Source organism: Pseudoxanthomonas composti, assembly GCF_004122095.1.
GTDB lineage: Bacteria > Pseudomonadota > Gammaproteobacteria > Xanthomonadales > Xanthomonadaceae > Pseudoxanthomonas_A > Pseudoxanthomonas_A composti.
The window spans coordinates 273,881-286,275 of the sequence record NZ_SAWZ01000005.1; the positions used below are offsets into that span (position 1 = coordinate 273,881).

The following is a 12,395-nucleotide window of genomic DNA, read 5'->3' on the forward strand; positions in this document are numbered from 1 at the left end:
AGCAAGCGAGCCGCTGAGATTCAGGGCTTGCGCTTGCCCTCTTCCTCTTCTTCCTCGCTGGGCGTGGGGCCCTGCCCCTGCGCCGCCTGCTGCTTGGCGCGCGCCTCGTTGGCGGCACGGCGCGCGGCGCGCTTCTCGGCCTCGCTGCGGGTGTCGTTCTGCGCACTCGCCGACTTGCCGTCGTTGTTCTGCGGCGCGCTGGACTGGGCCAGGGCCGACACGGCCGACGACATCGCGAACACGGCACCGGCCAGCATCAACACGGTTCGGATTTTCATGGTGAGCCTCCTCGACAACTCCAATCGCCAGTGAGCCACGCCCACTTCGGCGACCACTACCCTACGCCGCGACGGCTCAGCGCCCCCTGAATGCGGTGATGCGATGGACCGAAAGCGGCGCTGGGCTGATCAAGCCGGCAGGCTGGCGCGCAGCTGCCGGACCAGCGCGGCGCTGCTGCGCCAATAGGCAGGCGACAGACCCTGCGGCGCGCTCGCCGGGCTGATGCCAGGCATCAGCGTCTTGGCCGAGGCGTGGAACTCGTGCGCGCCACTGCGGCTGGCGATCGCAGGCAGGGTCTGCGGCGTGACCCCGGCGCCGGCCATGATCGAGAGCCGTCCGCGCGCACGGGCCACGCTGTGGGCGATGGCGGCCGCGCCCTGCAGGGCATCGTCGTGCGCGCCGGAGGTCAGGATGCGCTCGCAGCCCAGCCCGACGATCTGCTCCAGCGCGGTCCCAGGATCGACCACGCAGTCGTAGGCGCGGTGGAAGGTCACGCCCAGGCCGCCAGCGGCCGCAACCAGCCGGCTGCAGCCGTCCCAGTCCACCTGGCCCTGGGCGGTTAGCCCGCCGATCACCACCCCGTCGCACCCCAGCTGCACGCACAGCTCGATATCGCGCTGCATCACCTCCCACTCGGTCGGCGAGTAGACGAAATCGCCGCCACGCGGGCGGATCAGCACGTACAGCGGAATCCGAAGGCGGTCCCTGGCCAGCGCCAGGGTGCCGTAGGACGGCGTGCAGCCGCCCTCGCCCAGGTTCTCGCACAGCTCGATGCGGTCGGCGCCGCCTTCCTGGGCCGCCAGCGCCGACTCCAGCGAGTTGGCGGCGATCTCCAGCAGCGCGCGCTCGGGGAGCGACATCGTGCTCAGGACTTCTGACTGGTGTAGATCGACTGCGAGCGCAGCAGCGCATCCTGCTTGCCGGCATCGCAGACCGCGTAGGAGAAACCCTGGTGCAGGGCGAAGGCGCCGACCTCGCCATGCTTGTTCATGGCCAGGAAGCAGACCTGCAGTTCCTTGCTGGCCTCCGGGCGCTTGCTGACCACACGTTCGATGGCTTCACGGCAGGCCTCGGCCGGGCTGCGGCCCTGGCGCATCAGTTCCACCACCAGGAAGCTGGCGGCGTTGCGGATCATCTCCTCGCCCACGCCCGAAGCGGTGGCCCCGCCGACCTCGTTGTCCACGTACAGGCCGGCGCCGATGATGGGGCTGTCGCCGACCCGGCCGCGCATCTTCCAGGCCATGCCGCTGGTGGTGCAGGCACCGGCCAGCTGGCCGCTGGCGTCGATGGCCAGCATGCCGATGGTGTCGTGGTTTTCCTTGTTGCCCGGCATGGCACGCTGCTCGACGTTGATCTCCGGCGCGTACTTGGAGGTCTTCAGCCATTCCTTCCAGGCCTTCTCGGCCTCCGGCGTGCGCAGGTCCTGGGCCTTGAAGCCCTGCTCGATGGCGAACTGCTGGGCGCCGGCGCCGACCAGCATCACGTGCGGGGTCTTTTCCATCACCCGCCTGGCGACGGTGATCGGGTGGTCGATGCCCTCCAGCGCCGCCACCGAGCCGCAGCTGCCGTCGCCCTTCATGATGCTGGCATCCAGGGTCACGAAGCCGTCGCGGTCCGGATAGCCGCAGCGCCCCACGGTGGAATTGCACTGCCCGGTCTCGGCCCAGCGCGCGCCCGCCTCGACCGCATCGATCGCGCTGCCGCCCTTGGCCAGCACCGCCCAGGCGGCCTGGTTGGCCGGCACGCCGAAATCCCAGGTCGAGACCACCTTGGCGCCACTCGGGCCGGTCTTGGCCAAGGCCCTGGGCAGTGCGGCCGCGCCGGCGGCCAGGAGCGAGGACTGCAGGAAGGTGCGGCGTGAGGGCATGGGCGAAGGCTCCGGGTGGGGGTCAGGAAGCGGGATGGGCGGCGTGCCAGGCGGCCGCGCCGAGGATGCCGAGCTGGCCGTGTTCGATGCACGACACCGGCACTTCGCGCAGGGCGCTGGCCAGCACGCCCTTGTCCAGGAACCGGCGCATGAAGCCGCCGGCCTGCAGATGCTGGCCCAGGTGCCCGGCCAGGCCGCCGGCCAGGTAGACCGAATGCGCGCAGAAGGTGATGGCCAGATCGCCTGCCAGGCTGCCCAGCCACTGGCAGAACAGCTCCAGGCATTCGACCGCCAGCGCGTCGGCGTCGGACCCGGCCTCGGCAGCAGCCACCAGTTCGGCCGGCGTGGCGTAGACAGGGCTGGCGCTGCGCAGTTCGCACACGGCCGCGTAGAGGTTCATCAGGCCGGTGCCGGACAGCGCGCGCTCGTTGTCGACATGGCCGAACCGGCGCTGCAGCACGCGCACCACGTCCAGCTCCAGGGGCGTGGCCGCCGCCAGCGCCGCGTGGCCGGCCTCGCTGGGCTGGACGCTGAAGCCGCCATCGCCCCACACCGCCAGGGCCGCGCCCAGGCCCGTGCCGGGCCCCAGCAGCAGCGCAGGAAAGCGCACCGGGCCGGGCTCACCGCCGGCCAGCGGCCGCATCTGCCCTGGAGCCACGTGCGGCAATGCCCAGGCCAGGGCCTCGAAATCATTGATCAGCCGAAAGTGCTGCAGGCCCGAGTCGCGCCGGGTCGCCGACAGCGAGACCGGCCATGGCAGGTTGGCGTTGAGCAAGGCATCGCCCTGCAGCAGGCCGGCGATGGCCACCACGCCTTCGGAAGGGAACGCCTCCACGCCTTCGGCCGCCAGGTCCTGGCGGAAACGGCACAGCACCGCGGCCAGGCTGGCGAACTCGGCGCCGGCATAGCGCTTGTGCAGGACCAGTTCGGGAGACCCGGAAGCGGCCAGGCGCACCAGGCCCAGGCGGGCATAGGTGCCACCGACATCGGCGGCCACGATGAATTGCTCCCCGGCCTGGCCGGGGGCGCCCGCTGTCTCACGGGCGGCGACTTGCACCACGTAGGATCTCCTGCATCCGGCGCCTGGGCACCGGCGTTCACGCGCCAGGGCGCTGGCACCGGACGGATCCGCTATCCGCCTGGAACCGATTGTATCGGCAAGCCGCCTCGCGCCCCATGCGCCCGCGTGTCGTCTGCCGCTGCGGGCGGCGGGCGTGCAAATCCGCCCCCCAGCCGCCACACTTGCCCGCCTTCGTGGCTCACACACGACCTGATCGACCGAATGAATACCCGCTACAACGCCGCTGACATCGAAGTCCTTTCCGGCCTGGACCCGGTCAAGCGCCGGCCCGGCATGTACACCGACACCGCGCGCCCCAACCACCTGGCGCAGGAAGTCATCGACAACTCCGTGGACGAGGCCCTGGGCGGCCACGCCAGGACCGTCGAGGTGACCCTGTTCAAGGACGGCAGCGTGGAGGTGGCCGATGACGGCCGCGGCATGCCGGTGGACATCCACCCGGAAGAGAAGATCCCCGGCGTCGAGCTGATCCTCACCCGCCTGCATGCCGGCGGCAAGTTCAGCAACAAGAACTACACCTTCTCCGGCGGCCTGCACGGCGTAGGCGTGAGCGTGGTCAATGCGCTGTCCACGCTGGTGGAGATCCACATCAAGCGCGAAGGCGCCGAGCACCGCATCACCTTCCGCGACGGCGACCGCGCCAGCCCGCTGGAAGTGGTCGGCACGGTGGGCAAGAAGAACACCGGCACCCGCCTGCGCTTCTGGCCCGACCCGAAGTACTTCGACACCCCTAAGATCAACGTGCGCGCCCTGCGCCACCTGCTGCGCGCCAAGGCGGTGCTGTGCCCGGGCCTGACGGTCAAGCTGACCGACGAAGCCAGCGGCGAGCAGGACAGCTGGTACTTCGAGGACGGCCTGCGCGACTACCTCAAGGGCGAGATGACCGGCCGCGAGCTGCTGCCGGCCGACTTGTTCGTCGGCACCCTCAAGAAGGACACCGAGGTCGTGGACTGGGCCGTGGCCTGGGTTCCCGAGGGCGAGCTGGTGCAGGAAAGCTACGTCAACCTGATTCCCACCGCCCAGCACGGCACCCATGTCAACGGCCTGCGCTCGGGCCTGACCGACGCGCTGCGGGAGTTCTGCGATTTCCGCAACCTGCTGCCGCGCGGGGTCAAGCTGGCGCCGGAGGATGTCTGGGACCGCGTGGCCTTCGTGCTGTCGCTGAAGATGACCGACCCGCAGTTCTCCGGGCAGACCAAGGAGCGCCTGTCCTCGCGCCAGGCCGCCGGCTTCATCGAGGGCGCCGCGCACGACGCCTTCAGCCTGTGGCTCAACCAGCATGTGGAGACCGGACTGCAGATCGCCCAGCTGGCGATCGAGCGCGCCAGCGCGCGGCTCAAGACCGAGAAGCAGATCGTCCGCAAGAAGGTCACCTCGGGCCCGGCCCTGCCCGGCAAGCTGGCCGACTGCATCAGCCAGGACCTCTCGCGCACCGAGCTGTTCCTGGTGGAGGGCGACTCGGCCGGTGGCAGTGCCAAGCAGGCCCGCGACAAGGATTTCCAGGCCATCATGCCGCTGCGCGGCAAGATCCTGAACACCTGGGAAGTGGCCTCGGGCAGCGTGCTGGCCTCTGAGGAAGTCCACAACCTGGCCATCGCCATCGGCTGCGACCCGGGCAAGGACGACATCTCCGGCCTGCGCTACGGCAAGGTGGTGATCCTGGCCGACGCCGACTCCGACGGCCTGCACATCGCCACCCTGCTCTCGGCCCTGTTCCTCAAGCATTTCCCCGCGCTGGTGGCCGCCGGCCACGTGTTCGTGGCGATGCCGCCGCTGTTCCGCGTGGACGTGGGCAAGCAGGTGTTCTACGCGCTGGACGAGGAAGAAAAGCGCCTGCTGCTGGAGAAGATCGCGCGTGAGAAGCTCAAGGGCCAGGTCAACGTGACTCGCTTCAAGGGCCTGGGCGAGATGAACCCCTCGCAGCTGCGCGAATCGGCCATCCATCCCGACACCCGCCGCCTGGTGCAGCTGACCGTGGACGATGCCGAACAGACCGCCGGACTGATGGACATGCTGCTGGCCAAGAAGCGCGCGAGCGATCGCAAGGCCTGGCTGGAGACCAAGGGCGACCTGGCCTCGCTGGAGGTCTGACCCGGGCGATGGGTGACGCCGGCCTTGCGGCCGGCACGGGCTCAGCGCTGTGTCGGCGCCTGCGCCAGACGGCCCGAGCCCAGCAGCAGCTCGGCCATCAGGCCCAACCCGGTGCTGATCACCAGCACGCCGAACGCGCTTGCCAGGGCGTGCCACAGGCCGACAGTCTGCAACTGCATGGCGGTCAGCGTTGCCGCCATCAGCCCGAGGATGAGCGTGCCACGACGAAGGCTGCGCGCGGCGCGCGCGCTCAGCGTCATCCTGGATCGGGCATTGGCCATGGCCTCGTTGGCCTGGCGGACGAACTGCCGACTCAGGTCGGCGCTGCGGTCTGCGTACTGCATGGTGGTGATCCCCTGAAACGCGGCTGTCACCACTTCCCTGGATTGCCGCCCGGCGATTATCACGCAGCCATCACGCGCGCCACCATGCGCCATTGGGCGTAAGGCCTTCGTGCCGACGAAAGGTCACCGACCAATTCAGCAGCGTGATGGCCGATGCTGGCTCGCAGCAGGCGCACGGCACTGGCAAGCGGCCGCAGGCGCGCCGCCCCGTCCATGCCAGCCGACACCGCTTTACGAGGATTCGGCCTGCCCGACCGCCGTCGGATCCACGCGCCGGGTCGGCGGCAGCTGGGCGAAGATCAGCGCCGCGCACATGGTCACCAGGCCGATGCAGACGAAGGTCCAGCGGAAGGCCGTCAGCGCCTGCCCGCCCTCGGCCTCCTGGAAGGCGCCCAACAGCCCGCCGGCCAGCGCCACGCCCAGGCTCATGGCCAGCATCATCACCATCGACAGCAGGCTGTTGCCGCCGCTGGCCGCGCTGGCGTCCAGGTCGCGCAAGGCCAGGGTGTTCATCGCGGTGAACTGCACCGAGTTGACCGCGCCGAACAACGCGAAATGCACGATGTGCAGCCACAGCGGCTGCCCTGGGCTGATGCTGGCGAAGCTGGCCATCATCGCGCCGACCAGCAGGGTGTTGCCGACCAGCACCCGCCGATAGCCCAGCCGCTGCACCATGCGCACCACGATGCGTTTCATGAAGATCGCCGCGGCGGCGGTGGGGATCATCATCATGCCCGCCCGCACCGGCGAGAAGCCGAGCGCCACCTGCAGCAGCAGCGGGATCAGGAAGGGCATGCCGCCCCCGCCCAGCCGCGCGAACAGGTTGCCCAGCACACCGATGCGATAACTCGGCACCGAGAACAGGCTCAAGGGAAACAGCGCCCGCGTCACCCGCGCGGCATGTAGCCAATAGCCCACCAGGGCGGCCAGGCCGAACAGCAGCAGCACCATCAGCAGACCGTGGCGCGGCGAGCGGTCGGACAAACCGTCCAGCGACAGCGAGATGGCCACCATGCCGAAGGCCAGCAGCCCGTAGCCGACCGCATCGAAGCGCCCTGTCGCCGCGCGCAGGTCCGGCAGGATGCGCGTCCCCAGCAGGGCGCCGAGCACGCCCAGCGGCACGTTGATCAGGAAGATCCAATGCCAGGACACGGCTTCCACCAGCCAGCCGCCCAGCGTGGGTCCCACCAATGGGCCGACCAGGCCCGGCACGGTCACGAAGCTGATGGCCGCAAGGAAATCCTTGCGCGGCACCGCGCGCAGCACGGTCAGGCGCCCGACGGGCAGCAGCATCGCGCCGCCCACGCCCTGCAGCACGCGCGAGAGGATCAGCAGGTTGAAGCTGGGCGACAGCGCGCAGGCCAGCGAGCCCAGCGTGAACACCGTGACCGCGCCGACGAACACCCGCCGTGTGCCGAAGCGATCGGCCAGCCAGCCCGAGGCCGGGATCAGCATCGCCACGGTCAGCGCATAGGCCACCACCACCGACTGCATGCGCAGCGGCGACTGCGCCAGGTCGGCCGCCATCGCCGGCAGGGCCGTATTGACGATGGTGGTATCCAGCGTCTGCATGAACACCCCGGCCGCCAGCAACCACAGCAGCGAGCGATAGGGTTTAAGCGGGCTTGGGGCTTTGCTGGTCATCTGTCCAAGGCGATGCCGTCACGCGCGCTGGCGAACTTCACCGCCACGGGCTCGAACCCATGGCGACCTTGCATACGCCGTGCACCCCGCGCACCTCTTCCGTGCCAGCGGTGCGGGCGCGGTGTGGCAATCAGCGCATCAACACGACTTCCTCTGCGCTGGAAGGATGGATGGCCACCGTATCGTGCAGGTCGTCCAGCGTGACGCCGCGTTTGATCGCCACGGCAAAGCCCTGCAGCATCTCATCGCTGCCCTCGCCCAACAGGTGCAGGCCGACGACCCGCTTGTCCTCACCGACGCAGACCAGCTTGAACAGGCTGCGCATGGGCGTGTCGGCCAGCGCGTCCAGCATGGGCCGGAAGCTGGCACGGTACACCGATACGGCGCCCTGGCCATGCTGCAGTCGTGCCTCTTCCTCGCTCAGGCCCGTGCGGCCCAGCGGCGGATGCGCGAACACCACGGTGGGAATGTCGCGGTAATCCAGCTTGGCATCGGCCTGGCCGCCGAACACGCGGTTCATCAGGCGACGGGCGGCGGCGATGGCCACCGGCGTCAGCGGCACCTTGCCGGTGACATCGCCGATGGCATAGATCCCGCTGGCGGAGGTGTTCTGGTAGTCGTCGACCTCGATGGCGCCCGTCTCGTTCGCGGCCACGCCTGCCGCTTCCAGGCCCAGGCCTTCGGTATTGGCCTGGCGGCCGGTGGCGAACAGCAGCAGGTCGTAGTGCTCGCTACAGGTGCCGTCCTCGGCCACCAGGCGCACGCCCTGGCCCCTTGCTTCCACCGCGCCCAGGCGATAGCCGAAGCGTCCGCGCACGCCCACCTGTCGCAGGTTGTCGGCCAGGGCCGCGGACAGCTCGGCGTCGAAGGACTCCAGCAGGCGCGCGCCGCGCACGAACAGATCCACGCGGCTACCCAGCGCCTGCAGCACGCTGGCCAGCTCCACGGCGATGTAGCCACCGCCGACGATCGCCACCCGCTCCGGCGCATCGCACAGGTTGAAGAAGTCATCGGACACGCCACCCAGCTCGGCTCCGGGAACCGGCGGACGCGTCGGGCGGCTACCGGTGGCGATGACGATATGCGGCGCGCTCAGGCGCAGGCCGTCCTGCGTCTCGACGCGACCCTCCCCGATCAGGCGGCCGTAGCTCGGCACGCGCACCACGCCGTGGCTGTCCAGGCGCTTGCGATAGCTGTCATGGATGCCGGCGATGTAGCGCTGGCGATGCACCACGAATTCGCGCCAGTCCAGCTTGGGCTGGCTGACATTGAAGCCCATCCTGCAGCCCATCTCGATGCGCTGGGCCAGCTCGGCCGCCAGCCACATCGCCTTCTTCGGCACGCAGCCGAGGTTGACGCAGGTCCCGCCCAGCTCGCCCGGTTCCAGGACCGCCACGCGCGCGCCGTGCTCGGCGGCACGGAAGGCGGCGGCCAGGCCGCCGGAGCCACCGCCCAGCACGATGAGGTCGAATTCGGTATCGCTCACTTGCACCGCTCCATGATCGCGACCTGCCCGCTGCCGGGCTGGAGGCCACGCCCGGCGCAGGGCGAGCCCAGGCGGCAGATCTTAATGGCCCGCATGTGCACGGCGTCGCAAGGGTTGCCACTGCAGGTAGGTGAGGCTGCGCCACAGCCATTCCACCGGACCGAAGCGGAACGCGCGCAGCCACGCCGTGCTGATCAACACCTGCAGCAGGAACAACCCCAGCACGAACAACGGCTGCCAGGCACGCGGCAACCGCTCGAACTGCCCGGCGCCATAGCCATAGAAGATCAGCGTGCATACCAGCGACTGCATGAGGTAGTTGCTCAGCGCCATGCGCCCGGCCGGCGCCAGCCAGCGCAGCCCACGCGCGCCGCCCGGCCGCTGCATCAGCCGCACAATCCAGCCCAGGTAGCCCAGCGCCATGCCCGCCCCGCCGACGGAGAACAGCGCCATGGCCGTGGCCTGGCGCAGGTCGAACCGCCCAGGATCGAAGTAGGTCTCCACCGCGCAGGACAGCAGCACCACCGCCAGGCCCAGCGGCAAGGCGATCCAGCGCAGGCCCGCGAACAGGCGGCCATGGCGCTCGGGCTGGGACATCGCGCCGCTGCCCACCAGCGCGCTGCCCAGCAGGAACAGGCCGAACAGCATCGGCCCGAACACCGTCAGGCCCTGCCACTGCATCGCACTGTCCTGGGCCCGGAGCAGCACGGCCTGCCAGTAGCCCCCCTGCCCGTAGGCCAGCCGTTGCGCCTGCACCATCGGCTCCAGCTGCTGGGCCGCCAGCATCTTGTCCAGCTCCGCGCTCAGCTCGGGCGTGGCCCGCATCATGGTGAAGACCAGGCCCGACAGCACGATCATCCCCAGGCCGGCCGCGTACGCACCGATGCCCAGCAGCGCCTGCCAGCGCGGCGCGACCTGCCGCAGCGCCAGCAGCAGGAAGCACAGCAGCGCGTAGCTGGTCAGGATGTCGCCGGCCCAGATCAACAGCGCATGCACCAGGCCGATGCCCAGCAGCACCAGGCCGCGGCGCCAGTACACCCCGGCGAAGTCGCGTCCGGCCGCCTCGGCGCGCGCGGACATCACCGCAAAGCCCATGCCGAACAGCAACGAGAACAAGGTGTAGAACTTGCCCTGCACCAGCACGTAGATCAGACCATCGACGATGCGGTCGGCGCCTTGCCAGTGCGGGTCGATGCCGGTGGCGGTCAGCGCCAGCGGCCCGGCCAGGCCCTCGATGTTCATCAGCAGGATGCCCAGCAGGGCAAAGCCGCGCAGCACATCCAGCGTGTCGATGCGCTCGTGCGGCGCGATGGGTCCGTAAGCCGGCGAAGACGACATCCTTGCGTATTCCTGATCGAGGGCGAGCACCCGATGGTGCGTGCCCGATGGTGGAAATGACAACGGCCCGCATCAGGCGGGCCGTTGTGTTGCGACATCCAGACGCGGAACGCGTTCCGCGGGGCGCTCAGTGGTGGTGGCCACCGTCGCCGTGCACGTGGCCGTGCTCGAGCTCTTCGGCGGCCGCTTCGCGCACTTCCACGATTTCCACGTCGAAATGCAGGTCCTTGCCCGCCATCGGGTGGTTGAGATCGACGTCGACCACGCTCATGCCCACCTTCTCGATGGTGACCGCGCGCGGACCGAAGTTGGTCTGCAGCACGACCTGCTGGCCCACGCTGAGCTTCTGGGCGCCGAAATGCTTCTTGGGCACGCGCTGGCTCAGGCCTTCGCGCTTCTCGCCATAGGCGTCGGCGGCGGACACGTCCACGCCGAAGCTCTCGCCGGCCTCCTTGTCCATCATCGCGTTCTCCAGGCCCGGGATGATGTTGCCGTGGCCGATCAGGATCGCCAGCGGCTCGCGGTCCTTGGAAGACTCCAGCGGCTCCTGGCCCACTTCGGAAACGGTGTAATGGAAACGGACGACGCTGTCTTTTGCGATTTTCATTCGGAACTCGTAACGGGGCCGCCGCGCGGCATGGACGCGGCTTGTCGGCCGCTGGGTGAGCGGTCAAGATTGGCCGCGATGAAGGCCGACCATTATCCGGACTCTCCGGCACGCATGCCAGCAACCCCGCGCCCGGCCCTGATCCGCCTGGTCCTGCTGTCGCTTTCGCTCTGCCTGCTGGCCGCCTGCGGCAGCCGCGAAACCGTCCGCCGCCCTGCGCCGCCGGCCCCGGCCAGGGTCTGGCCGACGGTCACGCCGGCCGACCCGGTGGCCGCCAACAACCTCACCATGCGCGCCCTGGGACTGGTGGGCACGCCCTACCGCTACGGCGGCAACACCCCTGAATCGGGTTTCGATTGCAGCGGACTGGTAAGCTATGTGTACCAGGACACGGCCGAGATCCGCCTGCCGCGGACTTCCAGCGCCTTGTCCCAGGTGCAGGGGCCGAGGATCCAGCCACAGCAGCTGACCGCCGGCGACCTGGTGTTTTTCGGTAGCAGCGGCAACGTCAGTCACGTTGGCATCTATGTGGGGGAAGGCCGCTTCGTGCACGCCCCCAGCTCGGGCGGGACGGTCCGCCTGGACCGGCTGGATGGCGCCTACTGGCGCGACCATTACACCGGCGCTAAACGAATCCTTCACTGAAATGACCGGAAGTGGAACCGGGGTCGCGGTTGGATTCACGGATTTTTAACGGTATCCGAACATTTTCACCAGGTCGTCACGGCATCATCACTGTTCCGCAGCGTTCCAGAGATGTGAAGCCGTGACGAACGACGAAACGCCGTCCGCCCAGCCCCACCATCCCCGTCGTCCCTCCCGCTTCCCGGGCCTGTTGATGCTGACCGTCCTCGGTGCAGTCAGCTTCCAGGCCGCCGCGCAGCAGGCGCCGAGTCAGAACAGCACCCCGGCCTCGGTCTCGGTGCCTGCCGCGCTGCCGGACGCACCGGTCTCGACCGTGGCCCCGCTGGAGTCCGCTGGCGTGACGGCCCCCGTCGCAACCGCCGCTGTCGCGGCTGCCCCGACCATGCGTGACCGCGCCACCCAGGCCGCCACCGCCACCCTGACCGCCCTGCTGCCGCGCCTGGCTGTCAGCGATTCGGTCCCGATGCTGGACCGCTCGACGGCGCTGGCCGGCGACCTGAGCAAGCTGCTCAACCAGTACACCGCCAACGCCGCCCAGCCGTCCAAGGCCAATGCCGATGTCGGCAAGGTCCGCAGCCTGCTGGAAAGCGCCGTGGCCCTGATCGGCACCCCCTACCGCTGGGGCGGCACCTCCACCGAGGGCTTCGATTGCAGCGGCCTGGTCAGTTACGTGTTCCGCAACGCCGTCGGCATCGAGCTGCCGCGCGTCTCGCGCGAGATGGCCGCCGACAGCGAGGCCAAGCTGATCAGCTCCACCAACGAGCTGCGCCAGGGCGACCTGGTGTTCTTCGGCCACCGGGGCCGCGTGGACCATGTCGGCATCTATGTCGGCGAAGGCCGCTTCCTGCATTCGCCCAGCACCGGCAAGGATGTCCGCGTGGACACCCTGCTGTCGGGCTACTGGTCCAACAAGTTCATGCAGGCCCGCCGCGTGGCGATGTAAGCCGCCTCGCAAGGCCGACGAAAGAGCCGCCCTCGGGCGGCTCTTTGCGTTTCGGGCATCGGCGGCTACG

General features: G+C 69.4%; 12 protein-coding genes. 3 read left to right on the forward strand and 9 right to left on the reverse strand.

Annotated features, from left to right (window positions below):
- Positions 1-20: 20 nt before the first annotated feature.
- From EPA99_RS11450 to EPA99_RS11465, 4 genes are all read right to left on the reverse strand, one after another.
- Positions 21-278, reverse strand: a complete 258-nt coding sequence (locus EPA99_RS11450) for a hypothetical protein (RefSeq protein WP_129471351.1) — start codon at positions 276-278, stop codon at positions 21-23.
- A gap of 129 nt (positions 279-407) precedes the next feature.
- Positions 408-1,139 carry a copper homeostasis protein CutC gene (locus tag EPA99_RS11455; RefSeq protein ID WP_129471352.1) on the reverse strand — a complete coding sequence of 244 codons (732 nt, stop codon included), beginning with the start codon at positions 1,137-1,139 and terminating at the stop codon, positions 408-410.
- 5 nt (positions 1,140-1,144) lie between these two features.
- On the reverse strand, positions 1,145-2,146 hold the full coding sequence (locus tag EPA99_RS11460) for a glycosylasparaginase (protein ID WP_129471353.1): 1,002 nt from the start codon (positions 2,144-2,146) through the stop codon (positions 1,145-1,147).
- 22 nt (positions 2,147-2,168) lie between these two features.
- Positions 2,169-3,206 carry a glucokinase gene (locus tag EPA99_RS11465; protein WP_129471354.1) on the reverse strand — a complete coding sequence of 346 codons (1,038 nt, stop codon included), beginning with the start codon at positions 3,204-3,206 and terminating at the stop codon, positions 2,169-2,171.
- Between the two features lie 222 nt (positions 3,207-3,428).
- Between EPA99_RS11465 and parE the strand changes: the two genes are divergently transcribed.
- Entirely contained in the window at positions 3,429-5,318 is a 1,890-nt protein-coding gene (gene parE / locus EPA99_RS11470; RefSeq protein ID WP_129471355.1) for a DNA topoisomerase IV subunit B, read from the forward strand.
- A 41-nt stretch (positions 5,319-5,359) separates the two neighbouring features.
- Here the strand turns inward: parE and EPA99_RS11475 are convergent, their stop codons facing one another.
- The 5 genes from EPA99_RS11475 to EPA99_RS11495 form a co-directional block, all read right to left on the reverse strand.
- On the reverse strand, positions 5,360-5,662 hold the full coding sequence (locus tag EPA99_RS11475; RefSeq protein ID WP_129471356.1) for a hypothetical protein: 303 nt from the start codon (positions 5,660-5,662) through the stop codon (positions 5,360-5,362).
- A 231-nt stretch (positions 5,663-5,893) separates the two neighbouring features.
- Complete coding sequence (mdtD, locus tag EPA99_RS11480; RefSeq protein ID WP_129471357.1) at positions 5,894-7,306, reverse strand: multidrug transporter subunit MdtD; 1,413 nt, start codon at positions 7,304-7,306, stop codon at positions 5,894-5,896.
- A gap of 130 nt (positions 7,307-7,436) precedes the next feature.
- A complete protein-coding gene (gene gorA, locus EPA99_RS11485; RefSeq protein ID WP_425479198.1) occupies positions 7,437-8,798 on the reverse strand; it encodes a glutathione-disulfide reductase in 1,362 nt (453 codons plus the stop codon).
- 75 nt (positions 8,799-8,873) lie between these two features.
- The gene (locus EPA99_RS11490; RefSeq protein ID WP_129471359.1) at positions 8,874-10,130 is read right to left on the reverse strand and encodes a DUF418 domain-containing protein; all 1,257 of its coding nucleotides are present in this window, start codon (positions 10,128-10,130) and stop codon (positions 8,874-8,876) included.
- 127 nt (positions 10,131-10,257) lie between these two features.
- Entirely contained in the window at positions 10,258-10,737 is a 480-nt protein-coding gene (locus EPA99_RS11495; protein ID WP_129471360.1) for an FKBP-type peptidyl-prolyl cis-trans isomerase, read from the reverse strand.
- 114 nt (positions 10,738-10,851) lie between these two features.
- Between EPA99_RS11495 and EPA99_RS11500 the strand changes: the two genes are divergently transcribed.
- Together EPA99_RS11500 and EPA99_RS11505 are read left to right on the forward strand one after the other, a co-directional pair.
- The gene (locus EPA99_RS11500) at positions 10,852-11,382 is read left to right on the forward strand and encodes a C40 family peptidase (protein WP_241688363.1); all 531 of its coding nucleotides are present in this window, start codon (positions 10,852-10,854) and stop codon (positions 11,380-11,382) included.
- 121 nt (positions 11,383-11,503) lie between these two features.
- Positions 11,504-12,325, forward strand: coding sequence for a C40 family peptidase (locus EPA99_RS11505; RefSeq protein WP_164978641.1), 822 nt, complete (start codon positions 11,504-11,506; stop codon positions 12,323-12,325).
- Positions 12,326-12,395: the final 70 nt, after the last annotated feature.

What these genes read in the sequence shown, in the direction of transcription:
- EPA99_RS11490 (WP_129471359.1), bottom strand. Translation starts at nt 10,130, where the DNA reads ATGTCGTCTTCGCCGGCTTACGGACCCATCGCGCCGCACGAGCGCATC.
- EPA99_RS11460 (WP_129471353.1), bottom strand. Translation starts at nt 2,146, where the DNA reads ATGCCCTCACGCCGCACCTTCCTGCAGTCCTCGCTCCTGGCCGCCGGC.
- EPA99_RS11455 (WP_129471352.1), bottom strand. Translation starts at nt 1,139, where the DNA reads ATGTCGCTCCCCGAGCGCGCGCTGCTGGAGATCGCCGCCAACTCGCTG.
- EPA99_RS11500 (WP_241688363.1), top strand. Translation starts at nt 10,852, where the DNA reads ATGCCAGCAACCCCGCGCCCGGCCCTGATCCGCCTGGTCCTGCTGTCG.
- EPA99_RS11495 (WP_129471360.1), bottom strand. Translation starts at nt 10,737, where the DNA reads ATGAAAATCGCAAAAGACAGCGTCGTCCGTTTCCATTACACCGTTTCC.
- mdtD (WP_129471357.1), bottom strand. Translation starts at nt 7,306, where the DNA reads ATGACCAGCAAAGCCCCAAGCCCGCTTAAACCCTATCGCTCGCTGCTG.
- EPA99_RS11475 (WP_129471356.1), bottom strand. Translation starts at nt 5,662, where the DNA reads ATGCAGTACGCAGACCGCAGCGCCGACCTGAGTCGGCAGTTCGTCCGC.
- parE (WP_129471355.1), top strand. Translation starts at nt 3,429, where the DNA reads ATGAATACCCGCTACAACGCCGCTGACATCGAAGTCCTTTCCGGCCTG.
- EPA99_RS11450 (WP_129471351.1), bottom strand. Translation starts at nt 278, where the DNA reads ATGAAAATCCGAACCGTGTTGATGCTGGCCGGTGCCGTGTTCGCGATG.